Raw genomic sequence first — 24,685 nt, 5'->3', positions numbered from 1 at the left:
CGTGACCGGCTGAGCTTGAGCGGGTATGCCGAAGGCCCTGGTCCGTCGCCCTGGGGAGGGTGACGGACCGGGGCCTCGGTTTTTGCTTGGTGCGCCGCACCCGCGTGGCGAACGCAGGTTCGGTGTGCGGCGCGGGGGCCGGGCAGGGGCGGGAGAGAGGGCCCGCTGGTCCGTTCCGGCAGTTACATCAGAAAGCTCAGCCTTGGAGGGCGGCAACCTTGGAGGACAGCGCCGACTTCTTGTTGGCGGCGGCGTTCTTGTGGATGACGCCCTTCGAGACAGCCTTGTCGAGTGCGCGCGAAGCGTCGCGAACGGCCGTGGTGGCCTTCTCGACGTCGCCCGCTGCGGCAGCCTCACGGGCCTTGCGGATCGCGGTCTTGAGCGAGGACTTGACGGCCTTGTTGCGCAGGCGCGCCTTCTCGTTCGTCTTGTTCCGCTTGATCTGGGACTTGATGTTCGCCACGAAAGAGCCTTTTCAGGTTCGTTGGATCTTCGAAGTGCGCCCCGCTGCCCATAAGAGCCACGAGGCACAGCTGTCAACGGTACCAGCCGCGCTCCGACCGGCCCAAACCGGTCTCTGCCCCGCAGCCGTGGGACGATGGAAGCTACGTATCGATCCGACCGACCCGACATCGACCCGAGACACGGCGTTCGGCGTCTCAAGAATCAGGACCCTGCGTGCCCGCGACTCCTACCAACGTGCCCGAGCCGAGCCGTACCGACCCGGCGCTGATCCGCAACTTCTGCATCATCGCTCACATCGACCACGGCAAGTCGACCCTTGCCGACCGGATGCTCCAGCTGACGGGCGTGGTCGACCAGCGGCAGATGCGCGCTCAGTACCTCGACCGGATGGACATCGAGCGCGAGCGCGGCATCACCATCAAGTCCCAGGCGGTCCGTCTGCCGTGGGCGCCCACCACGGGCGAGGGCGAGGGGCGCACCCACGTCCTCAACATGATCGACACCCCGGGCCACGTGGACTTCACCTACGAGGTCTCCCGCTCGCTCGCCGCCTGCGAGGGCACGGTCCTGCTGGTCGACGCCGCGCAGGGCATCGAGGCCCAGACGCTGGCCAACCTCTACCTGGCGATGGAGAACGACCTCACCATCGTTCCGGTGCTCAACAAGATCGACCTGCCGGCCGCGCAGCCCGAGAAGTTCTCCGAGGAGCTGGCCAATCTCATCGGCTGCCAGCCCGAGGACGTCCTCAAGGTCTCCGCGAAGACCGGTGTCGGCGTGGACGCCCTGCTGGACCGGGTGGTCAGGGACGTCCCGGCGCCGATCGGCAAGGCCGATGCCCCGGCCCGCGCGATGATCTTCGACTCGGTCTACGACTCGTACCGCGGCGTCGTCACGTACGTCCGTGTCGTCGACGGCCAGCTCAACAAGCGCGAGCGCATCAGGATGATGTCCACCGGCGCCACCCACGAGCTGCTGGAGATCGGTGTCTCCTCCCCGGAGATGACCCCGGCCGACGGCCTCGGTGTGGGCGAAGTGGGCTACATCATCACCGGTGTGAAGGACGTCCGGCAGTCCAAGGTCGGTGACACGATCACCTCCCTGAGCAAGGGGGCGACCGAGGCGCTCGGTGGTTACAAGGACCCCAAGCCGATGGTGTTCTCGGGTCTGTATCCGCTGGACGGCTCCGACTACCCGGACCTGCGCGAGGCCCTCGACAAGCTCCAGCTCAACGACGCCGCCCTGGTGTACGAGCCGGAGACCTCCGCGGCCCTCGGCTTCGGCTTCCGTGTCGGCTTCCTCGGGCTGCTGCACCTCGACGTGATCCGCGAGCGTCTGGAGCGCGAGTTCGGTCTGGAGCTCATCGCCACCGCCCCCAACGTGGTTTACCGCGTCGAGATGGAGGACGGCAGCGAGCACACCGTCACCAACCCGAGCGAGTTCCCCGAGGGCAAGATCGACAAGGTGCACGAGCCGGTCGTACGTGCCACCGTCCTCGCTCCCAGCGAGTTCATCGGCGCGATCATGGAGCTCTGCCAGAACCGGCGCGGCACCCTGCTCGGCATGGACTACCTCTCCGAGGACCGGGTCGAGATCCGGTACACCCTGCCCCTCGCCGAGATCGTCTTCGACTTCTTCGACCAGCTGAAGTCCAAGACCCGCGGCTACGCCTCGCTCGACTACGAGCCCACCGGGGAGCAGTCCGCCCAGCTCGTCAAGGTCGACATCCTGCTGCACGGCGACAAGGTCGACGCGTTCTCCGCGGTCACGCACAAGGACAAGGCGTACGCGTACGGCGTGCGGCTCGTCGCCAAGCTGCGTGAGCTCATCCCGCGGCAGAACTTCGAGGTGCCGATCCAGGCGGCCATCGGCTCCCGGGTCATCGCCCGTGAGACGGTCCGCGCCATCCGCAAGGACGTTCTCGCCAAGTGCTACGGCGGTGACATCTCCCGTAAGCGGAAGCTGCTGGAGAAGCAGAAGGAAGGCAAGAAGCGGATGAAGATGGTCGGCAATGTGGAGGTGCCGCAGGAGGCCTTCATCGCCGTGCTGTCCACCGACGAGTCGGGTGGGGAGAGCAAGGGCAAGAAGTAGTTCCCGCCGGATCTCCGCTTCTGTCCCGGCTTGATCCACGCTGCCCTACTCGGTGGTAGCCCCAACGGACCCCTGCGTCGCAGAACCCTGCGGCGTGGGGGTCCGTTCGTTATGAAGCGGCGTCCGATTGCCTCTTACGCGGCGGACGCGCGCGCTCTACCCTGATCACGACTCGTAGTTACTCGCGAGTTAAACAAGCGGAATCACGCACGCAGGATCAGCACGCAGACGGACGCATGTAAGCAGGAACAAGCAGCAGCACGCAGCAACCAAACAACCGGTCGTGAAGCACTGCCGCAGGCCCGGAGGATGTCGTGAGCGACACACAGACCCTGATCGAGAACCGACCGCCCTCCGTGGCGACCCTCTTCATCGACCGCGTTGCGGCCACTCCGGACGGGGAGGCCTACCGCTACCCGGTCCCCTCGGCCACCGGACAGGGCGCCGACGAATGGAAGTCGCTGAGCTGGGCACAGGCCGCGGAGCGCGTGTACGCGATCGCCGCAGGGCTCATCGGTCTGGGGGTGGAGCCGGAGGAACGGGTCGCGCTCTCCTCCGCCACCCGCGTCGAGTGGATCCTCGCCGACCTCGGTGTGATGTGCGCCGGCGCCGCGACCACCACGATCTACCCGTCGACCAACGCCGAGGAATCGTCGTTCATCCTCGCCGACTCCGAGAGCCGGGTGCTGATCGCCGAGGACGCCGGCCAGCTGGCCAAGGCCCGCGAGCGCCGCGCCGACCTCCCGAACCTCACCCATGTCGTCGTCATCGACCCGGACGGCGTCGAGCCCGACGCGGCCGACCCCGAGGGCTGGGTGCTCTCGCTGGCCGACCTGGAGGCCCGCGGCGCCGAGCTCCTGGCGAAGAACCCGGGCGCGGTCAAGGAGCGGGTCGACGCGATCGCCGCCGAACAGCTGGCCACTCTGATCTACACCTCGGGCACCACCGGCCGCCCCAAGGGCGTACGGCTGCCGCACGACAACTGGTCGTACATGGCCAAGGCCACCGTGTCGACCGGTCTGATCACGCAGGACGACGTCCAGTACCTCTGGCTGCCGCTCGCGCACGTCTTCGGCAAGGTCCTCACCTCGGGCCAGATCGAGGTCGGCCATGTCACGGCAGTCGACGGCCGGATCGACAAGATCATCGAGAATCTGCCGGTGGTCCAGCCGACGTACATGGCCGCCGTGCCGCGTATCTTCGAAAAGGTCTACAACGGGGTCGCGTCCAAGGCGCGGGCCGGTGGCGGCGCCAAGTACAAGATCTTCCAGTGGGCGGCCGGGGTCGCCCGCGAGTACGCGAAGGTGTCCCAGGACAACTTCCGGCGCACCGGCACGGCCTCCGTCCCGTTCGGCCTCGGCGCCAAGCACAAGGTCGCCGACGCCCTCGTCTTCGCCAAGATCCGTGAAGCCTTCGGCGGCCGGCTCCGCGCCTGCGTATCCGGCTCCGCGGCGCTCGCCCCCGACATCGGCTACTTCTTCGCGGGCGCCGGCATCCACATCCTGGAGGGCTACGGGCTCACGGAGTCCAGCGCCGCCTCCTTCGTCAACCCGGGCGAGGCCTACCGCACCGGTACGGTCGGCAAGCCGCTCCCCGGCACCGAGGTTCGGATCGCCGACGACGGCGAGATCATGCTGCGCGGCCCCGGCATCATGCAGGGCTACCACGGGCAGCCGGAGAAGACCTCCGAGGTGCTGGAGGCTGACGGCTGGCTGCACAGCGGCGACATCGGCGAGTTGTCCGTGGACGGATACCTGCGGATCACCGACCGCAAGAAGGACCTGATCAAGACGTCGGGCGGCAAGTACGTCGCTCCGGCGGAGGTCGAGGGACAGTTCAAGGCGGTGTGCCCGTTCGTCTCCAACATCCTGGTGCACGGCGCGGACCGTAACTACTGCACCGCCCTGATCGCCCTCGACGAGCCGACCATCCTCGGCTGGGCCGCCGAGAACGGGCTGGAAGGCAGGCCGTACGCCGAAGTGGTGGCGTCCCCGAAGGTCGTGGAGCTCATCGACGGCTATGTGAAGCGGCTCAACGGCGGGCTGCAGCGCTGGCAGACCATCAAGCAGTTCCGGCTCCTGCCGCGCGACCTCGATGTCGAGCACGGCGAGCTGACGCCGAGCCTCAAGCTCAAGCGGCCGGTCGTCGAGCGCGAGTACAAGGGCCTCATCGACGAGATGTACGTCGGCGCCCGCGAGGCGTAGGCACCGCCCATGGTGCGGACGGGGCGGGCTGTCCCGTCCGCACCGCTCTTCCTGATGCCCGTTCCCGCTCGTCGTTCCTGTGTCTTCTCCTCCCACTTCGGTAACTCGGTGCTTCTGGGGAGGGTCGGTCTGTCACTCTGTCCGTGTCGTCAGCGGCACACGGCGCCACACAGGCCGTGCGAGAACAGGTCAGGAGCGGCGCCATGGGGCCCATTCCCTTGCAGCGGGACACCGTTCAGCGTCCCGGTAACCACGTCGGGCAGGCGGACGCGCAGCCGGTCGCCCGGACGAGCCTGCCGGGGAATCTCCTCGCTCCGGCAGCCGCGCGCCGGTTCGTCCGGGCCGCCCTCGCCGAGTGGACCGGGCTCGGGCTGCCCGCGGCGGTGGGCTTCAGCGACCGGCTGGCCGACGACGCGGTGATCGTCGCCGATGAACTCGTCACCAACGCCGTCGTGCACGCCGGAACCACCGTCGAGCTGCTCTTCCGGCTGGAGGAGGTCGCCGGCGACGAGGCCGCAGCCCTCGTGCTGGAGGTCGCCGACCACCACCCCGCCCGTTCCGTACGCAGCGAACGCCCCGAACCGGTGCCCGCGACGGACCCGGACGACCCGGCCGAGGTCGGGCGCGGGCTGCAGGTGGTCGCCGCACTCGCCGAGCGTTGGGGCATCACGTACCGCACCGGCCTCAAGACCGTCTGGGCCCGGCTGCCCGTCGACGACTGGACCGCATTGCCCGAGGCGGCCGCGGAGCCGGAACTCCGGAGCGGGCTGCGCACCGCCGAGCTGCTCGCCCCCACGGCCCGGCGCGCTCTGCGCGACGACGCGGACTGGGCGGGCCGCGGTGCGCTCTCGTTCCTCGCCGAGGCCTCCGACCTGCTTGCCGGCCAGCTCGACGAGGACATCGTGGCGGCGCTCGCCGGACAGTTACTTGTGCCCAGACTCGCCGACTGGTGCGCGATCTGGCTGGAACCGGAGAACGGCGGCCCCGCGGCCGTCCCCCGGCTCGCGAGCGTCTGGCACCGTGACGAGGCCGAGACCGGGCAGCTGCGCACCATGTTGGAGCAGGACCCGATCCGGCTGCCGGAGCGGGTGGGCACCGGGCCCGTCTCCATGCCGTGGCCCGGGGCCGACGAGGAAGGGGCCGGCCCGGGCGCCGACGGGCGCTCCAACGGCCGTGCGGGGGCCGCGCTCGCCTATCGGATAACCGCCGGCGGCCGCACGCTCGGAGCCGTACTCCTGGGACGGGAGGGCATCGCCCGCGTCCCCGACGGGGTGACCGCGCTGATAGAGGACTTCGTACGCCGTGTCGGCCTGGCCGTCGGCGCCGCCCGTGCCTACACCCGGCAGGCCACCATCAGCCGCATCCTGCAGCGCGGACTGCTGCCCAGCAAGGTCGCCGACATCCCCGGAGTCACCAGCTCACTGGTGTACGAGCCCAGTGACGACGGCGTCGTGGGTGGTGACTTCTACGACATCTTCGCGTGTCCCGGCGACCGCTGGTGCTTCATCCTCGGCGATGTGCAGGGCAGCGGTCCCGAGGCCGCCGTCGTCACCGGCCTCGCCCGGCCCTGGCTGCGGTTGCTGGCCCGGGAGGGCTTCCGCGTCGGCGAGGTGCTCGACCGGCTCAACCGGCTGCTCCTCGACGACGCGATGGAGACCGCCGAGGCCGCCGCCCTCATGGTCGCCGCGGCGGGCGGGCAGCACCTGACGGAGGGCGGCCAGCATCTGCGGGAGGACGGCCAGCAGCTGCCGGACGGCGGGCAGCCCCGGTTCCTCTCCCTGCTCTACGGCGAGATGGTGCCGCTGCCCGGCGGCGGCGTGCGTTGCACGCTGGCCAGTGCGGGCCATCCGCTGCCGCTGCTGCTGCGCCCGGACGGTACGGTGCGGCCCGCCGCCGAGCCGCAGGTGCTGCTCGGGGTCGTCGAGGACGTCGCGTACGAGAGCCAGAGCTTCGACCTGGCGCCGGGCGACAGCCTGCTGTGCGTCACGGACGGCGTGACGGAGCGGCGCTCCGGGCCGCTGATGTTCGACGACGGGGACGGTCTGGCCCAGGCGCTGGCCGGCTGCGCCGGGCTGAGCGCGGAAGGCATCGCGGACCGGATCAAACGGGCCGTCCACGAGTTCGCAGAGCGGCCGCCGGACGACGATCTGGCGCTGGTCGTGCTGCAGGCCCAGTGAACGTGGGCCGGGAACGTCCGGCGGCGAGTGACAATGGACGGTATGCCTTCCGTACTCCCCGATGGTGAACCCGTGCCCGACGACGGGGCCCTGCCCCGCCATGCCCTGGAAGGCGCCGTCGACCGCCCGCTCGGCTTCTACCTGCATGTGCCGTACTGCGCGACCCGCTGCGGCTACTGCGACTTCAACACGTACACCGCGACCGAGCTGCGCGGCTCCGGCGGTGCGCTGGCCTCCCGGGACAACTACGCCGCCCACCTGATCGGCGAGGTCCGGCAGGCCCGCAAGGTGCTCGGCGACGACCCGCGGCCGGTCCGTACGGTGTTCGTCGGCGGCGGCACGCCCACGTTGCTGGCCGCCGGGGATCTCGTACGGATGCTGGCGGCGATCCGGGACGAGTTCGGGCTCGCCGACGACGCGGAGATCACGACCGAGGCCAATCCGGAGTCCGTCGATCCGGCCTATCTGGCGGAGCTGCGGGAAGGCGGCTTCAACCGGATCTCGTTCGGGATGCAGAGTGCTCGGCAGCACGTGCTGAAGATCCTCGACCGTACGCATACGCCGGGGCGGCCCGAGGCATGCGTCGCGGAGGCGAGGGCTGCGGGCTTCGAGCACGTCAACCTCGACCTGATCTACGGCACCCCCGGAGAGTCCGACGACGACTGGCGGGCCTCGCTGGACGCGGCGATCGGGGCGGGGCCGGACCACGTGTCCGCCTACGCGCTGATCGTCGAGGAGGGGACGCAGCTGGCGCGGCGGATCCGGCGCGGCGAGGTTCCGATGACGGACGACGACGTCCACGCCGACCGTTACCTGATGGCCGACGAGGCGATGGCCGCGGCGGGCTTCTCCTGGTACGAGGTGTCGAACTGGGCCCGGACGGCGGCGGGGCGGTGCCTGCACAACGAGCTGTACTGGCGGGGCGCCGACTGGTGGGGGGCCGGGCCGGGCGCGCACAGCCATGTGGGCGGGGTGCGGTGGTGGAACGTCAAGCATCCCGGTGCGTACGCGCAGGCCCTGGCGGAAGGGCGGTCGCCCGGGGCCGGGCGGGAGATCCTGTCGGCCGAGGACCGTCGTGTCGAACGGATCCTGCTGGAGCTGCGGCTGGTCGACGGCTGTCCGCTGTCGCTGCTGGCGCCCGCCGGACTGGCTGCGGCGGGACGGGCGGTGGCGGACGGGTTGCTGGAGGAGGCGCCCTATGCGGAGGGGCGGGCGGTGCTGACCCTGCGAGGTCGGCTGCTCGCGGACGCGGTGGTCAGGGACCTGGTCGACTGATCGGGACGGCCAGGGCCGCTCGTTCGGATCCTGCTGGGCGCGCGGGGTACGGAACGCACATCTGCCGCGTTGTCGTCGGTCCTCCCCGAGTTCTCGGCTTCGCTCGAGCAGGGGAGACCCCGACCGAAACCGGGCGCGCCACCTCCGGACCCCCGCCCGCGAACCCCGGACGGACTGAAGGCGCCCGGTCACGGCAGGCACACCGGCCCGTCTATCCCGTCGGCGCCGTCACGAAGTCGATCAGCTCCTCCACCCGGCCCAGCAGCGCCGGCTCCAGGTCCCGGTACGAGCGGACCCTGGAGAGGATGCGCTGCCACGCCGCACCCGTGTTCTCAGGCCAGCCCAGCGACCGGCACACGCCCGTCTTCCAGTCCTGGCCGCGCGGGACCACCGGCCAGCTCGCGATGCCGACCGACGACGGCTTCACCGCCTCCCAGACGTCGATGTAGGGGTGGCCCACCACCAGCACGTTCGCGTCCGTGACCCCGCTCGCGATCCTCGACTCCTTGGAGCCGGGGACCAGGTGGTCGACCAGGACGCCCAGTCGCGCGTCCGGGCCGGGGGAGAAGTCGCGGACGATGGCCGGGAGGTCGTCGATGCCCTCCAGGTACTCGACGACCACGCCCTCGATGCGCAGGTCGTCACCCCAGACCCGTTCGACCAGCTCCGCGTCGTGCCGGCCCTCGACATAGATCCGGCCCGCCCGTGCCACGCGTGCCCGCGCCCCGGGGACCGCGAGCGAGCCGGAGGCCGTGCGGGCGGGGCGTACGGGACCGGGCGCCGACGGGCGTACGAGGGTGACGACCCGGCCCTCCAGCAGGAAGCCGCGAGGCTCCATCGGGAACACCCGGTGCTTGCCGAAACGGTCCTCCAGGGTCACTGTCGGGCCCTGAGCCGTCTTCTCGCAGCGGATCACGGCGCCGCAGAAGCCGCTGGAGACCTCCTCCACGACCAGATCGGGCTCGGCGGGGACCTCGGGGACGGGGGCGGACTTCTTCCACGGTGGGGTCAGATCCGGGTGGTAGCTGCGCATCGGACGACGATAGGACGGGAACGGGTCACGACACGCCGAATGCGGTGGACAGTTGGTCACGTTGCGCACGTACGAACGAGGCGTCCACGAGCGCACCGTGCCCCGGGACGTAAACCGCGTCCTCGCCGCCCAGCGCCAGCAGCCGGTCCAGTGCGGCCGGCCAGCGCGACGGGATCGCGTCCGGGCCCGCCTGCGGTTCGCCGGACTCCTCGACCAGGTCGCCGCAGAGCACGACGGCGGGGGAGCCGGGCACCAGGACCGCGAGATCGTGGCCGGTGTGGCCGGGGCCCACGTTCGCCAGCAGCACCTGGCGGCCGCCGCCCAGGTCGAGGGTCCACTCGTCGTGCACCTGATGGTGCGGTGCCACCAGCACATCGGCCGACTGTGCCGCATCCTCCTCGGGCACCCCGTGGCGCACGGCGTCGGCACGCAGCTCGTCCGCTCCGCGGGCCAGGAGATCCGTCACTCCGACCGCCCCGTACACCTCGGCCCCGGCGAAGGCCGCGGTGCCGAGCACATGGTCGAAGTGGGGGTGGCTGAGTGCGATATGCGTCACCCTCCGGCCGATCAGAGCCTCCACCTGGGCCCGGACCTCCGTGCCTTCGCGCAGCGTCGATCCGGTGTCGAAGAGCAGCACCCCGTCCGCTCCGACCACCAGTGCGACCGTCGCGTCCCACCCGGGAAGCCGCCGTCGGCCCACACCGTTGCCGAGTCGCTCCCAGCCGAACTCTTCCCAAGAGGCGTCCATGCGGCGACGCTATCGGCAACGACCTGCGCAGTCTCGGGGTAGCGTGGCCGGTCGCCCTTGCTAGGCCCCTACCCGGCCGCCGTACACTGGCGGGGGATTACTGGCACTCGTACGCATCGAGTGCCAGGGCCTTCGAGGAACGACGAAAACGACCGGGATCCACCGAGTGACACAGCTGGAGGTGTGCGCCATGCTCAGCGAACGCAGACTCGAAGTGCTGCGCGCCATCGTCCAGGACTATGTCGGCACCGAGGAGCCCGTCGGTTCCAAGGCGCTCACCGAGCGGCACAAGCTGGGGGTCTCCCCGGCCACGGTCCGCAACGACATGGCAGTGCTGGAGGACGAGGGCTTCATCGCCCAGCCCCACACCAGCGCGGGGCGTATCCCGACGGACAAGGGCTACCGGCTCTTCGTCGACAAGCTCGCGGGGGTCAAGCCCCTGTCGTCGCCGGAGCGCAGGGCCATTCAGAACTTCCTCGACGGCGCGGTCGACCTCGACGACGTCGTGGGCCGCACCGTACGGCTGCTCGCGCAGCTGACCCGGCAGGTCGCCGTCGTGCAGTACCCCTCGCTGACCCGGTCGACGGTGCGGCATGTGGAGCTGCTGTCGCTGGCGCCCGCCCGGCTGATGCTCGTGCTGATCACGGACACCGGCCGGGTCGAGCAGCGCATGATCGACTGCCCCGCGCCGTTCGGTGAGACTTCTCTCGCCGACCTGCGGGCCCGGCTCAACAGCCGGGTCGTCGGACGCCGTTTCTCGGATGTCCCGCAGCTGGTGCAGGATCTGCCGGAATCCTTCGAGAGCGAGGACCGGGGAACCGTGTCCACCGTGCTCTCGATCCTGCTCGAAACCCTCGTCGAGGAGACGGAGGAGCGGCTGATGATCGGCGGCACCTCCAACCTCACCCGCTTCGGGCACGACTTCCCCCTGATGATCCGGCCGGTGCTGGAGGCGTTGGAGGAGCAGGTCGTGCTGCTGAAGCTGCTCGGCGAGGCCAAGGACTCGGGCATGACCGTACGTATCGGGCACGAGAACGCCCACGAGGGGCTCAACTCCACGTCCGTCGTCGCGGTCGGCTACGGTTCGGGCGACGAGGCAGTCGCCAAACTCGGCGTGGTCGGACCGACCCGCATGGACTACCCCGGAACGATGGGAGCGGTACGCGCAGTGGCACGTTACGTCGGACAGATCCTGGCGGAGTCGTAAGTGGCCACGGACTACTACGCCGTACTCGGCGTGCGCCGCGACGCATCTCAGGACGAGATCAAGAAGGCCTTCCGGCGGCTCGCACGCGAGCTGCATCCGGATGTCAACCCCGATCCGAAGACCCAGGAGCGGTTCAAGGAGATCAACGCCGCCTACGAGGTGTTGTCGGACCCGCAGAAGAAGCAGGTCTACGACCTCGGCGGCGACCCGCTGTCCGCCTCCGGCGGCGGTGGCGCGGGCGGATTCGGACAGGGTGGCTTCGGCAACTTCTCCGACATCATGGACGCGTTCTTCGGTACGGCGTCGCAGCGCGGACCCCGTTCGCGCACCCGGCGCGGCCAGGACGCGATGATCCGGCTGGAGATCGATCTCGCTGAGGCCGCGTTCGGCACCACCAAGGACATCCAGGTCGACACGGCCGTCGTCTGTACGACCTGCAGCGGGGAGGGCGCCGCACCCGGCACCTCCGCCCAGACCTGTGACATGTGCCGCGGTCGCGGTGAGGTCTCCCAGGTCACCCGGTCGTTCCTCGGCCAGGTCATGACCTCGCGGCCCTGCCCCCAGTGCCAGGGCTTCGGTACGGTCGTGCCGACACCGTGCCCGGAGTGCGCCGGTGACGGCCGCATCCGTTCGCGGCGCACGCTCACCGTGAAGATTCCCGCCGGTGTCGACAACGGCACCCGCATCCAGCTCGCGGGCGAGGGCGAGGTCGGCCCCGGCGGCGGTCCGGCCGGCGACCTGTATGTCGAGATCCACGAGCTGCCGCACGCGGTGTTCCAGCGCCGCGGCGACGATCTGCACTGCACCGTCACGATCCCCATGACGGCGGGCGCGCTCGGCACCAAGGTGCCGTTGGAGACGCTCGACGGCCTGGAGGAGGTCGACATCCGTCCGGGCACCCAGTCCGGTCAGTCGGTCCCGCTGCACGGGCGCGGCATCACCCACCTGCGTGGTGGCGGGCGCGGCGATCTGATCGTGCACGTCGAGGTGATGACCCCGTCGAAGCTGGACCCGGAGCAGGAGCGACTGCTGCGTGAGCTGGCGAAGCTGCGCGGCGAGGAGCGGCCCACCGGTCAGTTCCAGCCGGGGCAGCAGGGGTTGTTCTCCCGGCTCAAGGACGCGTTCAACGGCCGCTGAGCGCCGTCCGTCGCGTCACCGCATTCTGCAACGTACCGCCCGCCGGTCCTGGACCGGCGGGCGGTACGCATATGGCGGTGGCCCATCCGGTCACCTTTCGGATCCCCCTCCGGCTTCCGCCTCGGATATTTTTCCGGCCGCCTCATGGCTGATTCGGCAGGGTGCAGGCGACGTGGCACGATGCGGTCATGTCATCCGCGTTGACCGATCTCTGCCGGTATCCGATCGTGCAGGCCCCGATGGCGGGCGGTGTGTCCTGTCCACAGCTGGTCGCGGCCGTCGCGGAAGCGGGCGGGCTCGGTTTCCTCGCCGCCGGGTACAAGACGGCGGACGGCATGTACAACGAGATCAAACAGCTGCGCCGGCTGACCGGTCAGCCGTTCGGCGTCAACCTCTTCATGCCGCAGCCGAACCTCGCGGACCCGAGCGCCGTCGAGGTGTACCGGCAGCAACTGGCCGGTGAGGCCGCCTGGTACGAGACTCCGCTCGGCGAGCCGGACTCGCGCGGCGACGACGGATACGAGGCCAAGCTCGCCATCCTCGTGGAGGACCCGGTTCCGGCGGTCTCCTTCACGTTCGGCTGCCCCACCCGCGACACGTTCGACGCGCTCGCCGGAGTCGGTACGTACACCGTCGTGACGGTCACCACGCCGGAGGAGGCGCAGACCGCCCAGTGGGCGGGCGCCGACGCGGTCTGCGTCCAGGGCATCGAGGCGGGCGGCCACCGGTCCACCTACCGCGACGACCCGCAGACCGACGGCACCGGCATCGGGCTGCTCTCCCTGGTGGCCGAGGTCCGGGAGACCGTCCAGGTGCCGGTCATCGCGGCGGGCGGCATCATGCGTGGCGCCCAGATCGCGGCGGTGGTCGCGGCGGGCGCGGAGGCGGCGCAGCTCGGCACGGCCTTCCTGGCCTGCCCCGAGTCCGGTGCCCATCTGCTGCACAAGCAGGCGCTGACCAACCCGTTGTTCGCACGGACGGAGCTGACCCGGGCGTTCTCCGGGCGCCCGGCCCGCGGTCTCGTCAACCGCTTCATGCGCGAGCACGGGCCGTACGCACCCGCCGCCTACCCGCAGGTGCACCATGTCACCAGCGGGCTGCGGAAGGCCGCAGCCAAGGCCGGGGACGCCCAGGGCATGGCCCTGTGGGCGGGCCAGGGCCACCGGATGGCACGCGAGCTGCCGGCCGGCCGGCTGACGGAACTGCTCGCCGAAGAACTGGATGCCGCGCGCGCGGCAGTGAGCACAAGGAGCACGCAGTGACCGCACCGGTCTTCGTTGTCGAGCAGGTCCCCAGCGGCCCCCGGTTCGTCCTGGACGGGCCCGAGGGGCGGCACGCTGTATCGGTGAAACGGCTGCACGCCGGTGAGGACGTCGTCCTGACGGACGGGCACGGCCGGTGGGTGGAAGGCGTCGTGGAGGCCGCCGAGGGCAAGGACCGGCTCGTCCTGACGGGCCTCGGCACGGTCCACGCGGAGCTCCGGCCCGCGCCCCGTATCACCGTGGTCCAGGCGCTTCCCAAGGGCGACCGCGGCGAGGTCGCCGTCGAGACCCTCACGGAGACCGGCGTCGACGCGATCGTGCCGTGGCAAGCCTCGCGCTGCATCACCCAATGGAAGGGTGATCGTGGCCTCAAGTCCCTGACGAAATGGCGGAGCACGGCCCGCGAGGCGGGCAAGCAGTCGCGCCGGGTGCTGTTCCCGGAGGTGACGGACGCCATGACGACCAAACAGGTTGCCGCTCTTCTGGCCGCAGCGGACTTCGCGGCCGTCCTGCACGAGGAGCGGGCGTGCGACAGCGAGCCGCTGGCCACCGTCGGACTCCCGGTCGGGGGCGAGATCATGCTGGTCGTGGGGCCCGAGGGCGGTGTCTCGCCGGGCGAGTTGGCAGCCTTCGCCGAGGCCGGAGCCCGGACCTGCCGGCTCGGCCGGAGCGTGCTGCGCACCTCCACGGCGGGCACCGCGGCGACGGCGCTGCTGCTGGGACGCACCGGCCGCTGGGCGTAACCACCCTGTACAGCAAGTCCGGTGTGGCCGCAAGCGGTCTACCGCGCGGCGGGGAAGTAGTGGGACGCTTTCACGTATGGGGACATTGAGGGCATCAAGTCCATGGGGGCGCGGCCGGACCTGTCGCATTCCGGCCGTACTGTGCCTTGTCGGTGCGGCGGTTGCGGGGGCCGTCGCCTGTGAGCCGATCGACGGGATGAACTCCGCGTCCGTCGCCCTGACCACGGACCGGACCGGCACCGGGGCGCTGGAGGGCAAAGGGGTCGATGTGCGGTGGCTGAACTGCACGGCCGAGGTCGAGGGCGTCGGTGCGACGCCGTCCTCGCCCTCCCCCTCGGCGTCCGTGCGGCAGGTGGCGCAGGTCGACTGCCGCGGCCGGACCGTGGGCGGCAAGGACATCACGCTCGCCGGCAAGGTCACGAAGGAGGTCGACGGGCTCTGTGTGCGGGGCGACTTGACCGGGAGGGTCGGCGACAGAACCGTCCTGTCGGCCGATGTGCTCGGCGACTGCGACGCCGCCCCCTCGTCCGGCGCTGTGACACCGCCGACGGGGGGTGGAGGCGGCAGTGGCGGGAACGGCGGTGGCGGCGGTGCCCGGCCGACGGTCACCGTGACCGTCACAGTGATCGAATCTCCCCGGGGCAAGTGAGTGTGTCCGACACGCAGGCGTGGGCGGACTCCGGCCAACCCCGTTCCCCGGAGCACGACCGCGGCCTAGGGTGATCGATGTGACACAGCCTGCCTATCTCCGGTACCCCCATGTCCAGGGCGAATTGATCGCCTTCACCGCTGAGGACGACGTCTGGCTGGCGCCGCTCGACGGCGGCCGGGCCTGGCGGGTCAGCGCCGACAACCGGCCCGTCAGCCAGCCGCGCATATCGCCCGAGGGCACCCACGTCGCCTGGACATCCACCCGGGACGGTGCCCCCGAGGTGCACCTCGCGCCCGTCGACGGCGGCCCGTCGAGGCGGCTGACCTACTGGGGTGACGCCCGGACGTCCGTGCGCGGTTGGACCCCCGAAGGCGACGTCCTGGTCATCAGCACCCAGGGCCAGGTGTCGCTGCGCCGCAGCTGGGCCCGGGCCGTCCCGGTCGACGGCGGGCCCGCCCGGACCCTGCCGTACGGACCGGTCGGCTCCCTCGCGTACGGACCCGGCGGACGGGTCCTGCTGCTCTCCGCCACCATGGGGCGTGAGGCCGCCACCTGGAAGCGCTACCGGGGTGGCACGGCAGGCAAGTTGTGGCTCGCGCAAGCACCCGGGGAAGGCCGGGGACCGGACGGCGCCGCGGACTTCGTACGGATCCACGAGGGCCTCGACGGCAACATCGAATGCCCGATGTGGGTCGGCGACCGTCTCGCCTTCCTCTCCGACCACGAAGGCGTCGGCGCGCTCTACTCCTCGCTCCCCGACGGTTCCGACCTGCGCCGGCACACCGAGACCGACGGCTTCTACGCCCGCCACGCGACGACCGACGGCACCCGCGTCAGCTACTCCTCGGCCGGCGAGCTGTGGCTGCTCGACGACCTCGAAGGCGCCGGACCCCGCCGTCTCGACATCCGCCTCGGCGGCCAGCGCGCCGACCTCCAGCCGCACCCCGTGCACGCCGGGAGTCACCTCGACTCGGCGTCCCCGGACCGTACCGGCCGCGGCAGCGCCGTCGGGACACGCGGCGCCGTCCACTGGGTCACCCACCGCGAGGGCCCGGCCCGCGCACTGGCCGTCGAACCCGGGGTGCGGGCCAGACTGCCCCGTACCTTCCAGGCCGACGGCGATCAGCACGTCGTCTGGGTCACCGACGCGGAGGGCGACGACGCCCTCGAGTGCGCACCCGCCACCGGAATCGCTCCTGGCACCGCACCGCACCGACTGGCAGCCGGCCGGCTCGGCAGGGTGCTCGACCTGACGGCGGCCCCCGACGGCAGCCGGTTCGCCGTCGCCTCGCACGACGGCCGGATCCTGATCGTCGAGCGGGAGAGGGGCGAGGTCCACGAGGTCGACCGCAGCGAACACGGCGACGCCTCCGGGCTCGTCTTCTCGCCCGACTCCGCATGGCTCGCGTGGTCCCACCCCGGGCCCGAGCCGCTGAGCCAGCTCAAGCTCGCGCACCTCGCCGACCTGTCGGTGTCCGAGGCCACGCCGCTGCGTTTCCGGGACTACGCCCCCGCGTTCACCGTCGACGGCAAGCACCTCGCCTTCCTCTCCGAGCGGGCCTTCGACCCGGTCTACGACGCGCACGTCTTCGACCTGGCCTTCGTCGGCGCCTGCCGCCCCCACCTGCTGACGCTCGCCGCCACCACACCCTCCCCGTTCGGGCCGCAGCGTCACGGCCGCCCGACCGAGAAGGAGAAGAACTCCGGCGACGGCGACCAGGACAACCCCACCGCGGTGCCCGTCACCCGGATCGACCTCGAAGGGCTCGCCGACCGGATCGTGCCGCTGCCCGTCGAGGCCGCCCGCTACTCCTCGCTGCGCGCGGCGAAGGACGGACTGCTGTGGCTGCGGCACCCGGTGACGGGCGTGCTCGGAACGGCAGGGGCGACGCCGGACTCCCGCGGGCCGGAGACCGTGCTGGAGCGGTACGACCTGGAGAAGCTGCACAGCGACGAACTCGCCTCCGACGTCAGCCGGTTCGCCGTCAGCGGCGACGGCAGACGGCTGGTCCTGCACACCCGGGGCAAGCTGCGCGTGGTGCCCGCCGACAGCCGGGTCCCGGCGGGCTCCGACGACGACCACGACGGCGGCAGCGACACCGTCGACCTCTCCCGGATCCGCCGGACCGTCGAACCGGCCGCCGAGTGGCGCCAGATGTACGACGAGGCCGGCCGCATCATGCGCGACAACTTCTGGCGGCCCGACATGGGTGGTGTCGACTGGGGCGGGGTCCTCGACCGCTACCGGCCGGTGCTGGCGCGGGTCGCCACCCATGACGACCTCGTCGACCTGCTCTGGGAGGTGCAGGGGGAGCTCGGCACCTCGCATGCGTATGTGACGCCGCCGGGCGGCCGGCACGACGACACGAGCCGGCAGGGGCTGCTAGGGGCCGACATCTCCCGTACGGACGACGGTCATTGGCGCATCGACCGGATCCTGCCCTCCGAGACGTCCGACCCGGCGGCCCGCTCGCCGCTCGCCGCGCCCGGCGTCGCGGTCCGCGCCGGGGACGCGATCCTGGCCGTCGACGGGCAGGAGATCGACCCTCTGACCGGACCTGGACCGCTGCTCACCGGTTCGGCGGGCAAGCCGGTCGAGCTGACCGTCGAGCCGGCGGACGGCGGCAACCTGCGTCATGTCGTCGTCGTGCCCACCGCGGACGAGGAGGCGCTGCGGTACCACGCATGGGTCGCGGACCGACGGGCGTACGTGCACGAGCAGTCGGGCGGCCGCCTCGGCTACCTCCACGTCCCCGACATGGTCGGCTCCGGCTGGGCCCAGCTGCACCGGGACCTGCGGGTCGAAGTGGCCCGTGAAGGGCTGGTGGTGGACGTACGCGAGAACCGGGGCGGCCACACGTCGCAGCTGGTCGTGGAGAAGCTGGCCCGCCGCATCGTCGGCTGGGACCTGCCGCGTGGCATGCAGCCGTACAGCTACCCCGGGGACGCGCCGCGCGGTCCGGTGGTGGCCGTGGCGAACGAGTTCTCCGGCTCGGACGGCGACATCGTGAACGCGGCGATCAAGGCGCTCGGGATCGGGCCGGTGGTCGGTACGCGGACGTGGGGCGGTGTGGTGGGCATCGACAGCCGGTACCGGCTGGTCGACGGCACGCTGGTCACACAGCCCAAGTACGCGTTCTGGCTGGAGGGGTACGGCTGGGGTGTGGAGAACCATGGGGTGGATCCCGATGTGGAGGTCGTGATGACTCCGCAGGACCATGCGGTGGGGCGGGATCCGCAGCTGGACGCGGCGATCCGGATCGCGCTCGAGGGGCTCGCGGAGAGCCCGGCGAAGACGGCACCGGGTCTGCCGGGGTAGGAGGCGGGGCTCGTTCCCCTGCTCGCCCGTTCTCGAAGCCGGGGTCCGCCCCGGCTTCGAGAACGGGGCGACCAGGCCCGATAGCATGCCCGTGTACGGATCAACCACGCGACCGAGGAGCCCGGCCATGGCGGGAGAACCGCAGCCCGACTGCCTGTTCTGCAAGATCGTCTCGGGGGACGTCCCGGCAACCATCGTCCGCGAGACCGAGACGACCGTCGCCTTCCGCGACATCAACCCCCAGGCTCCCACCCACATCCTCATCATCCCGCGCGTCCACCACCGCGACGCCGCCACCCTCGCCGCCGCCGAACCGCAGATCGCCGCCGACATAATGCGCGAGGCCGGGCACGTCGCCGCGGACGAGAAGATCACCGACAGCGGTTACCGGGTCGTCTTCAACACCGGCGCCGGTGCCGGGCAGACCGTCTTCCACGCGCACGCCCACGTCCTGGGCGGCCGCGGAATGCAGTGGCCTCCGGGATAACAGGCCGCCGCATCATGTCCGTACGAGAACTCGTCGTCCTCGGCACCGCCAGCCAGGTCCCCACCCGGCACCGCAACCACAACGGCTATCTGCTGCGCTGGGACGGCGAGGGCATCCTCTTCGACCCGGGCGAGGGCACCCAGCGCCAGATGCTGCGGGCCGGGGTCGCCGCGCACGACATCAACCGGATCTGCATCACTCACTTCCACGGCGACCATTCGCTCGGCCTGGCCGGGGTGATCCAGCGGATCAACCTCGACCAGGTACCGCACCCCGTCACCGCGCACTACCCGGCGAGCGGCCGGCACTTCTTCGAGCGGCTGCGGTACGCGACCGCCTACCGCGAGTCCGTCCAGCTGGCCGAGGCCCCGGTCGCCGCCGACGGGATCCTCGCCGAGACGGACGCGTACACCCTGCACAGCCACCGGCTCTCGCACCCCGTCGAGTCGTTCGGCTACCGCCTCGTGGAGCCCGACCGGCGGCGCATGCTCCCCGACCGGCTCGCCGAGCACGGGATCAGCGGGCCGGACGTCGGTCGGATCCAGCGCGAGGGGACGCTGGGCGGCGTGGGCCTCGACGAGGTGTCCGAGAGCAGGCGCGGACAGCGCTTCGCGTTCATCATGGACACAAGGCTCTGCGACGGCGTGTACGCGCTCGCCGAGGGGTGCGACATGCTGGTCATCGAGTCGACCTTCCTCGACGAGGACGAACGTCTCGCCACCGACCATGGTCATCTCACCGCCGGGCAGGCGGCCGGGGTGGCCCGGGAGGCGGGCGTACGGCATCTCGTGCTCACGCACTTCTCACAGCGGTACGCGGACCCGGATGTCTTCGCCACCCAGGCCCGTGCCGCCGGGTTCGAAGGCGAACTGACCATTGCCCAGGACCTGATGAGCGTTCCCGTCCCCACCCGCCATCAGCAGCAGTGACACCAACAGCGACAGCAACAGCATTCGTTAGCGAGAAACCCGTGCAACTCCCCAAGGCCGAACTCCACCTCCACATCGAAGGAACCCTCGAACCCGAGCTGGCCTTCGTCCTCGCCGCGCGCAACGGCGTGGAGCTGCCGTACGCGAACACCGAAGAGCTGCGCACCGCCTACCTCTTCGACGATCTGCAGACCTTCCTCGACCTGTACTACGCGCTGATGGCCGTCCTGCGCACCGAGCAGGACTTCGAGGAGCTCGCCGACGCCTATCTCACCCGCGCCGCCGCCCAGGGCGTGCGCCACGCGGAGATCTTCTTCGACCCGCAGGCGCACACCGCCCGTGGCGTCCCGATCGGCACCGTCGTCGAAGGACTCGGCCGGGCGCTCGACCGCAGCGAGGAGGAGCACGGCATCTCCACCCAGCTGATCATGTGCTTCCTGCGTGACCAGTCCGCCGCGTCGGCCCTGGAGACCCTCGACGCCGCGAAGCCCCATCTGCACCGGATCAGCGCCGTCGGCCTCGACTCGGCGGAGGTCGGGCATCCGCCCGCGAAATTCCGTGAGGTGTACGAGGCGGCCGAGGCGCTCGGGCTGCGGAAGGTCGCACACGCCGGCGAAGAGGGCCCGCCCGAGTACATCCGGGAGGCGCTCGACATCCTCGGGGTCGAGCGCATCGATCACGGGCTGCGCTGCATGGAGGACCCGGAGCTGGTGAAGCGGCTCGTCGCCGAGCGGGTGCCGCTCACGCTCTGCCCGCTGTCCAACGTGCGGCTGCGCGCCGTCGACACCCTGGAGGACCACCCCCTGCGCGCCATGCTGGACGCCGGGCTGGTCTGCACGGTGAACTCCGACGACCCCGCCTACTTCGGCGGATACGTCGGAGACACCTTCCACGCCGTCCATGAGGCGCTCGGCCTGGAGCGTGAGCAGTTGCGCACGCTGGCCCGCAACTCCTTCGAGGCGGCCTTCCTCGACCACGACGAGGAGCGCAGGTCGCGCTATCTGTCGGAGGTCGAGGCGTACGCGTTCGACTGACCGCCCGCACCCGACGGACCGGCCGTCCGGAACGCGTTCCTGCCGAGGCGCCTGCGGCGCAGCGCAGGCACGCTGATCTCCGTGACGGCCTGTTCGGGCGAACCCATCTTCGGCACCGCACCGGACAGCGTTCCGGTGGTCGCGGCGAGCAGGGCCGCGGGAGCGCCGCCCCGGCGCCGGACCGAACCGGGCACCAGCGGACGGCCACCGGTGTGCAGCGCGACAGCCGTGACCGGAGCGGCGACCAGCAGCGTCACGGCTCCCAGGATCAAGCCCATCACCGGATAGCCGGCCACATCGGACAGCACACTGCCGAGGACCGGGCCGCAGGCCACGCCGACGGACGACGCGGAGCCCGCAAGGACCGCCCAGCGTCCGCGTACGTCCAGGGCCGCGGCCAGTCCGATCAGATACGAGAGGACCACCGGGTAGACGGTGTTCCACGTGATCTCGCCGGCGGCGAACGAACCGAGGCCGCCGGCCGACGAGCTGAGCACGATGCTGGCCGCGATGATCATCGTCCCGAGACCGATCGGTACGGCCCGGCCGAGCCGTGCGCCCAGCACCCCGGCACCCATCACACCGAGCAGACCGGCGCCGAGCGCGGCGGCGAACACCGCGCCGACAGTGACCTCGGAGAGCCCGGCCTGGCCCACCCCGATCCGGCTGCTGACCCCCCACAGTGCGTTCTGTGCCATGGACCAGACGAGCATGCCGCCCGCCAGCACCAGACCGGAGCGGCGGTGCGGCAGCCGCCCGGAGGCGGGCGTGCCGGCGCCGGTGGCCGCCGAGCCGCCGAGCCGTGCGGTGGCGGGCCAGACGAGCAGGGCGACCAGCGCGATCGAGGCGAACGGCAGCCGGTGGCCGCCGCCCAGGTGCGGCATCGTCAGATAGAGGACGCCCGCGGTCGCGGAGACGCTGAGCAGTCCCAGGGACGAGGTGCGGTGCGGATCGCGCTGCGCGGCGATGCCTGCCGCGGCCACCGCCGTCGCCGTACCGGAGCCGAAGCCGCCGATCATGGCGCCCATGACCACCAGCGGCACGGAGGTCGTCAGTGCGGCGCAGCCGTACCCCGCCACGGCCAGGAGCAGCCCGGTCCGTGCCGGTCTGCGCAGTCCGTACACCTCGACCCGGCCGGCCAGCGAGAACCCGGCACAGGCCGAACTCAGCAGCAGGGCGCTGCCGACCAGACCGGCCTGGGCCGCGCTGAGGCCCAGATGGGTGGAGAGCCTGGCTACGAGGGTGGGGAGCAGATAGGCGGCGAGGTAACCGGCGGTGAACACGGCGACCAGGGGCCACGCGGCGCGCGGGCGCGAGGACATGGGAGTTCCTGAAGACATGCCGAAGAAGGCAGGGGAGGGCGATGCGGGAAAATGCGGGGGAAGCGGCGCACCCGTCGGTGACGCCGACGGCGATGCTCGCGCGCCAATTTGTATCAAGTGCGCACAGTCGACCGAAAGGCGCCTTGATGTGATCTGGGTCACATCTCTGTTTACGGTCTTACCGGCTGGGTAGCAGCGAATGTTTACGCAGGTCAGCGTATGTGCGCGCAGGAGGGCCGCACGCCCTCCCGGCGCGGCGGCGCGGACCCTCCGGATGCGTACGCGTATCGGGCACACTGGCGGGATCTGCCACGACCGGGGAGTGCAAGGTGAGCACAGACAATCCAGGCATCGACCCACTGGACGGACTGCGCGCCCCGCAGGACCCGGCCTGCGATGTGTTCCTCACCGGCACGGTCTTCCTCGACATCGTCTTCACCGGCCTGGACAGCGCCCCGGTGCGCGGCACCGAGTCCTGGGCACGCGGCATGGGCTCCAGCCCGGGCGGGGTCGCCAACATGGCCACCGCGCTGGCCAGACTCGGACTGCACACCTCGCTCGCCGCGGCATTCGGTGACGACCACTACGGGGAGTACTGCTGGGACGCCCTCGAGCAGGGCGAGGGCATCGACCTCTCGATGTCGCACACCGTCCCCGGCTGGCATTCGCCGGTGACCGTGTCGATGGCGTACGAGGGCGAGCGGACGATGGTCTCGCACGGCCACGAGGCCCCGTCGCCCGCCACCCCGGCGAACCGGACCTTCCCGCACTGCCCGCCGCGCGCCCGCGCCGCCGTGGCCTCACTGGCTCCCGGCCGCAGCGAACCGTGGGTGGCCACCGCGGCCCGGCACGGCGCCCGGATCTTCGCCGACGTCGGCTGGGACGAGACCGGCCGGTGGGACCTGGATGCGCTGCCCGACCTGGAGCACTGCCAGGCCTTTCTGCCCAACGCGGAGGAGGCGATGCGCTACACGCGCACCGACTGCCCGCGCGCCGCCGCCCACGACCTGGCCGAGCGGGTGCCGCTCGCCGTCGTCACCCTCGGTGCGGAGGGCGCGTACGCGGTGGACGCGGCGACCGGTGTCACCGCCGAGGTGCCCGCGATCGAGGTCGAGGCGCTGGATCCGACCGGCGCGGGTGACGTCTTCGTCGCCGGTTTCGTCACCGGCACCCTGGCGGACTGGCCGCTGGCCGACCGGCTGGCCTTCGCGGGACTGACCGCGGCGCTCTCGGTGCAGGAGTTCGGCGGGTCCCTGTCGGCGCCGGGCTGGGCGGAGATCGCCGCCTGGTGGCAGCGGGTCCGCACCTGCGACGGCCAGGATCCGGCGGCGCTGCAGCGGTACGCGTTCCTGGAGGACCTGCTGCCCGCGGCCGCCCGGCCCTGGCCGCTGCGCCGGGCCGTACCCACGATCGGCTTCCGTAGCCCGGCGTGACGCAGGGGTATGCGGGCACGCGTGTTCGCCATGCGTACGAAAAAGCCCTCGGTGTTGTCCGTGCGGAGTCGTACGCTTGGTAATCCAGAGGTTGTCGAGCAGCGAGAACCCTGCAACGGGAGGTATGTGCAGGCCCGAGGGCCGGCCCATGACTCAGACACCCACACAGCCGCAGGCGCGTGCCCAGATCAGGATTCCGGCCGCACACCCCATGGTGATGCTCCTGGGATCGGGAGACTCGCTGCTGCGCGTGATCGAAACGGCGTTCCCGGCCGCCGATATCCATGTCCGGGGCAATGAGATCAGTGCCATCGGGGACGCGGCCGATGTCGCCCTGATCCAGCGCTTGTTCGACGAGATGATGCTCGTGCTCCGCACCGGGCAGCCGATGACGGAGGACGCAGTGGAACGCTCGATCGCCATGCTCCGGGCGAGCGGCAACGGTCAGGGGGAGCCGCAGGGCGAGACTCCCGCCGAGGTGCTCACCCAGAACATCCTTTCCAGCCGCGGTCGCACGATCCGCCCCAAGACGCTCAACCAGAAGCGGTACGTGGACGCGATCGACAAGCACACGATCGTCTTCGGCATCGGACCCGCCGGTACCGGCAAGACCTATCTCGCCATGGCGAAGGCGGTCCAGGCCCTGCAGTCCAAGCAGGTCAGCCGGATCATCCTGACCCGGCCCGCCGTCGAAGCGGGGGAGCGGCTCGGCTTCCTGCCCGGCACGCTCTTCGACAAGATCGACCCGTATCTGCGCCCGCTCTATGACGCGTTGCACGACATGCTCGACGCCGACTCGATCCCGCGGCTGATGGCGGCGGGCACGATCGAGGTGGCACCGCTGGCATACATGCGCGGCCGCACGCTCAACGACGCGTTCATCATTCTCGACGAGGCGCAGAACACCAGCGCCGAGCAGATGAAGATGTTCCTGACCCGCCTCGGCTTCGACTCGAAGATCGTCGTCACCGGTGACGTCACCCAGGTGGACCTGCCGAACGGCACGAAGAGCGGCCTGCGCCAGGTACAGGACATCCTCGACGGTGTCCAGGACGTGCACTTCTCCCGGCTCACCTCCCAGGATGTCGTCCGGCACAAGCTGGTCGGCCGTATCGTCGACGCGTACGAGAAGTACGACAACCGAGACAGCCACAACGGGAAGTAGTCGCA

At 70.9% G+C, this 24,685-nt stretch carries 19 protein-coding genes; 15 read left to right on the top strand and 4 right to left on the bottom strand.

Going from position 1 to position 24,685, the window contains the following annotated elements; all coding sequences use genetic code 11:
* Positions 1-196: 196 nt before the first annotated feature.
* Complete coding sequence (rpsT, locus tag ACFYP5_RS09065; protein WP_326603674.1) at positions 197-463, bottom strand: 30S ribosomal protein S20; 267 nt, start codon at positions 461-463, stop codon at positions 197-199.
* A 215-nt stretch (positions 464-678) separates the two neighbouring features.
* Here rpsT and lepA point away from each other — a divergent pair, with 215 nt between their 5' ends.
* From lepA to hemW, 4 genes are all read left to right on the top strand, one after another.
* Positions 679-2,553 carry a translation elongation factor 4 gene (gene lepA / locus ACFYP5_RS09060; RefSeq protein ID WP_389032490.1) on the top strand — a complete coding sequence of 625 codons (1,875 nt, stop codon included), beginning with the start codon at positions 679-681 and terminating at the stop codon, positions 2,551-2,553.
* Positions 2,554-2,867: 314 nt separating this feature from the next.
* Positions 2,868-4,757: an AMP-dependent synthetase/ligase gene (locus ACFYP5_RS09055; protein ID WP_389032488.1), complete on the top strand. Its 1,890-nt coding sequence runs from the start codon at positions 2,868-2,870 to the stop codon at positions 4,755-4,757.
* A 203-nt stretch (positions 4,758-4,960) separates the two neighbouring features.
* Positions 4,961-6,934 carry a SpoIIE family protein phosphatase gene (locus ACFYP5_RS09050; protein ID WP_389032486.1) on the top strand — a complete coding sequence of 658 codons (1,974 nt, stop codon included), beginning with the start codon at positions 4,961-4,963 and terminating at the stop codon, positions 6,932-6,934.
* 33 nt (positions 6,935-6,967) lie between these two features.
* Positions 6,968-8,209 carry a radical SAM family heme chaperone HemW gene (gene hemW / locus ACFYP5_RS09045; RefSeq protein ID WP_389032483.1) on the top strand — a complete coding sequence of 414 codons (1,242 nt, stop codon included), beginning with the start codon at positions 6,968-6,970 and terminating at the stop codon, positions 8,207-8,209.
* A 211-nt stretch (positions 8,210-8,420) separates the two neighbouring features.
* On the opposite strand, the gene ACFYP5_RS09040 is transcribed toward hemW, so the two are convergent.
* Together ACFYP5_RS09040 and ACFYP5_RS09035 are read right to left on the bottom strand one after the other, a co-directional pair.
* Positions 8,421-9,242, bottom strand: coding sequence for a DUF3097 domain-containing protein (locus ACFYP5_RS09040; protein WP_389032480.1), 822 nt, complete (start codon positions 9,240-9,242; stop codon positions 8,421-8,423).
* 25 nt (positions 9,243-9,267) lie between these two features.
* Positions 9,268-9,990: an MBL fold metallo-hydrolase gene (locus ACFYP5_RS09035; protein WP_389032477.1), complete on the bottom strand. Its 723-nt coding sequence runs from the start codon at positions 9,988-9,990 to the stop codon at positions 9,268-9,270.
* Positions 9,991-10,180: 190 nt separating this feature from the next.
* Here ACFYP5_RS09035 and hrcA point away from each other — a divergent pair, with 190 nt between their 5' ends.
* From hrcA to ACFYP5_RS08990, 9 genes are all read left to right on the top strand, one after another.
* On the top strand, positions 10,181-11,197 hold the full coding sequence (hrcA, locus tag ACFYP5_RS09030; protein ID WP_267008107.1) for a heat-inducible transcriptional repressor HrcA: 1,017 nt from the start codon (positions 10,181-10,183) through the stop codon (positions 11,195-11,197).
* Entirely contained in the window at positions 11,198-12,334 is a 1,137-nt protein-coding gene (gene dnaJ, locus ACFYP5_RS09025; RefSeq protein WP_389032474.1) for a molecular chaperone DnaJ, read from the top strand. It abuts the gene before it with no gap.
* A 188-nt stretch (positions 12,335-12,522) separates the two neighbouring features.
* Positions 12,523-13,596 carry a nitronate monooxygenase gene (locus ACFYP5_RS09020; protein WP_389032471.1) on the top strand — a complete coding sequence of 358 codons (1,074 nt, stop codon included), beginning with the start codon at positions 12,523-12,525 and terminating at the stop codon, positions 13,594-13,596.
* Positions 13,593-14,339, top strand: coding sequence for a 16S rRNA (uracil(1498)-N(3))-methyltransferase (locus ACFYP5_RS09015; RefSeq protein WP_389032468.1), 747 nt, complete (start codon positions 13,593-13,595; stop codon positions 14,337-14,339). The genes ACFYP5_RS09020 and ACFYP5_RS09015 overlap by 4 nt, the downstream gene beginning before the upstream one ends.
* Positions 14,340-14,535: 196 nt before the next feature.
* Positions 14,536-14,988: a hypothetical protein gene (locus tag ACFYP5_RS09010; protein ID WP_389032466.1), complete on the top strand. Its 453-nt coding sequence runs from the start codon at positions 14,536-14,538 to the stop codon at positions 14,986-14,988.
* Positions 14,989-15,067: 79 nt separating this feature from the next.
* The gene (locus tag ACFYP5_RS09005) at positions 15,068-18,310 is read left to right on the top strand and encodes a S41 family peptidase (RefSeq protein WP_389032463.1); all 3,243 of its coding nucleotides are present in this window, start codon (positions 15,068-15,070) and stop codon (positions 18,308-18,310) included.
* A gap of 127 nt (positions 18,311-18,437) precedes the next feature.
* Complete coding sequence (locus ACFYP5_RS09000) at positions 18,438-18,797, top strand: histidine triad nucleotide-binding protein (protein WP_389032461.1); 360 nt, start codon at positions 18,438-18,440, stop codon at positions 18,795-18,797.
* Positions 18,798-18,811: 14 nt separating this feature from the next.
* Entirely contained in the window at positions 18,812-19,726 is a 915-nt protein-coding gene (locus ACFYP5_RS08995) for a ribonuclease Z (protein WP_389032459.1), read from the top strand.
* Between the two features lie 41 nt (positions 19,727-19,767).
* Entirely contained in the window at positions 19,768-20,760 is a 993-nt protein-coding gene (locus ACFYP5_RS08990) for an adenosine deaminase (protein WP_389032456.1), read from the top strand.
* On the opposite strand, the gene ACFYP5_RS08985 is transcribed toward ACFYP5_RS08990, so the two are convergent.
* On the bottom strand, positions 20,724-22,082 hold the full coding sequence (locus tag ACFYP5_RS08985) for an MFS transporter (protein ID WP_389032454.1): 1,359 nt from the start codon (positions 22,080-22,082) through the stop codon (positions 20,724-20,726). The genes ACFYP5_RS08990 and ACFYP5_RS08985 overlap by 37 nt on opposite strands.
* Positions 22,083-22,411: 329 nt before the next feature.
* On the opposite strand from ACFYP5_RS08985, the gene ACFYP5_RS08980 reads away from it, so the two are divergent.
* A complete protein-coding gene (locus ACFYP5_RS08980; RefSeq protein ID WP_389032453.1) occupies positions 22,412-23,515 on the top strand; it encodes a carbohydrate kinase family protein in 1,104 nt (367 codons plus the stop codon).
* Between the two features lie 148 nt (positions 23,516-23,663).
* The gene (locus ACFYP5_RS08975) at positions 23,664-24,680 is read left to right on the top strand and encodes a PhoH family protein (RefSeq protein WP_389032450.1); all 1,017 of its coding nucleotides are present in this window, start codon (positions 23,664-23,666) and stop codon (positions 24,678-24,680) included.
* The last annotated feature ends 5 nt before the right edge of the window (positions 24,681-24,685 follow it).

It is taken from the genome of Streptomyces sp. NPDC005262 (assembly GCF_042872425.1).
GTDB lineage: Bacteria > Actinomycetota > Actinomycetes > Streptomycetales > Streptomycetaceae > Streptomyces.
Note: the sequence above shows the minus strand (reverse complement) of the source record. Positions and strands in the feature narration are given on the sequence as shown.

Excerpts from the sequence above, each read along its gene's own strand:
- ACFYP5_RS09050 (WP_389032486.1), top strand. The coding sequence starts at position 4,961 with ATGGGGCCCATTCCCTTGCAGCGGGACACCGTTCAGCGTCCCGGTAAC.
- hemW (WP_389032483.1), top strand. The coding sequence starts at position 6,968 with ATGGACGGTATGCCTTCCGTACTCCCCGATGGTGAACCCGTGCCCGAC.
- ACFYP5_RS09040 (WP_389032480.1), bottom strand. The coding sequence starts at position 9,242 with ATGCGCAGCTACCACCCGGATCTGACCCCACCGTGGAAGAAGTCCGCC.
- ACFYP5_RS09035 (WP_389032477.1), bottom strand. The coding sequence starts at position 9,990 with ATGGACGCCTCTTGGGAAGAGTTCGGCTGGGAGCGACTCGGCAACGGT.
- hrcA (WP_267008107.1), top strand. The coding sequence starts at position 10,181 with ATGCTCAGCGAACGCAGACTCGAAGTGCTGCGCGCCATCGTCCAGGAC.
- ACFYP5_RS09020 (WP_389032471.1), top strand. The coding sequence starts at position 12,523 with ATGTCATCCGCGTTGACCGATCTCTGCCGGTATCCGATCGTGCAGGCC.
- ACFYP5_RS09010 (WP_389032466.1), top strand. The coding sequence starts at position 14,536 with ATGAACTCCGCGTCCGTCGCCCTGACCACGGACCGGACCGGCACCGGG.
- ACFYP5_RS09000 (WP_389032461.1), top strand. The coding sequence starts at position 18,438 with ATGGCGGGAGAACCGCAGCCCGACTGCCTGTTCTGCAAGATCGTCTCG.
- ACFYP5_RS08995 (WP_389032459.1), top strand. The coding sequence starts at position 18,812 with ATGTCCGTACGAGAACTCGTCGTCCTCGGCACCGCCAGCCAGGTCCCC.
- ACFYP5_RS08985 (WP_389032454.1), bottom strand. The coding sequence starts at position 22,082 with ATGTCCTCGCGCCCGCGCGCCGCGTGGCCCCTGGTCGCCGTGTTCACC.
- ACFYP5_RS08975 (WP_389032450.1), top strand. The coding sequence starts at position 23,664 with ATGACTCAGACACCCACACAGCCGCAGGCGCGTGCCCAGATCAGGATT.